Here is a 1,402-nt window from a genome sequence, read left to right as displayed (position 1 = left end):
GGACTCCGCCAGCGCCGCCGCGGCGCGGTCCGCGTGCTCGTCGGCGGCGCGCTCCGCCCAGCCCCGGCCACCGGCCCGCTCGACCAGTTCGGCGAGTTCGGCGATCCGCTCGGGCCCCTCCGGCGGGCCGTCCGGGTCGACCGGTCGGTAGAGCGCGGCGAGTCGGCGCGCCGCGGCGCCGTCCGCCGCGAGCGCGGCCGCCACCGGCAGCGACTTCTTCCGTGCGGCGAGGTCGGCACCGGCCGGCTTGCCGGTCAGCGCGGGGTCCCCCCAGATCCCCAGCAGGTCGTCGGCGATCTGGAACCCGAGGCCGAGGTGGTGGCCGAAGCGCCGCAGCGCGGCCACCCGCTCCGGGGCGGCCCCGGCCCACACCGCGCCGAGCTCGCAGGAGCAGGCCATCAGCTCCGCCGTCTTGCGTTCGCTCATCGCCAGGCAGGCCTGCAGCGGGACCGCCTCGCGGCTCTCGAACCCCACGTCGGTGTGCTCGCCCTCCACCAGCAGGGTGGTGGCGTCGGAGAGGGCGCGCACGGCGGCGGCCGCGCGGGGGGAGCCGTCGTCCGCCAGCACCCGGAAGGCGTGCGAGAGCAGCGCGTCCCCGGTCAGCAGCGCCCCGGGGGAGCCGAAGACCGTCCAGGCGGTGGCGCGGTGCCGCCGCGTGGTGTCGCCGTCGAGGATGTCGTCGTGCAGCAGCGAGAAGTTGTGCACCAGCTCCACCGCCACCGCCGGCGGCAGCGACTCCTCGGGGCGGCCGCCGCACGCCTCGGCGGCGGAGAGCACCAGCGCCGGACGGAGTACCTTGCCGACGAGCCCCTGGTCGGGAGCGCCGGCGGCGTCGTTCCAGCCGAAGTGGTAGCGGGCGATGCGGCGCAGCTCCCCGGGCAGCCGGTCGACCCAGTCGAGCAGCGCCGGCTCCACCAGGGTGCGCGCCCGGCGCAGCGCGAGTCGGGCCGGGGCGTCGGCGGGCGACGGCGCGTGACCCTGCGAGGGGACGGCTCCGGCGGCGGCGGGGCGGCCGGTGGGGGGTACGGCGGTAGGCGTCGACACGGTGCGCTCCACGATCGTGCTGTGCCCGGCGCGCCGGGCGGGGCGTTCCAGCGTGACCGACCCCGGCCCGGCGCGGGACGGTTCGCGTGGTGATCCCCCAGCCGTACACCAGTGCCCGGGGTGCCGTCCGGCGGTGTCGCGCGGCGCTGACCTGCGCTCTTGCCGGGGGGTGGCGGAGTGGGGTGCGGGCGCGCCTTTCAACACGTTCAACGTGTCACTCCTCCGGGCGGCGTACGCGGTGCTCCGCGCGCCGGGCGCGCGGGGCCGGTCCGCGCGCCTGGGTGGGGTGCCCCGGGCCGGGCCGTGGCGCGGCTGCGCCCGCCCGGCGGAGTCCCGGGGGGGGGGGGGGGGGGGGGGG

General features: G+C 79.2%; 1 protein-coding gene. It reads right to left on the bottom strand.

The genetic code is table 11. The features are described 5' to 3' along the window. A partial coding sequence (locus HCN56_RS25550) for a polyprenyl synthetase family protein (protein ID WP_167975019.1) occupies positions 1-1,044 on the bottom strand: 1,044 nt, incomplete at its 3' end. Positions 1,045-1,402: the final 358 nt, after the last annotated feature.

The sequence above is a fragment of the Streptomyces lonarensis genome (assembly GCF_012033735.1).
Classification (GTDB): Bacteria; Actinomycetota; Actinomycetes; order Streptomycetales; family Streptomycetaceae; genus Streptomyces; species Streptomyces lonarensis.
This window is presented reverse-complemented; position numbering and strand designations above follow the sequence as displayed.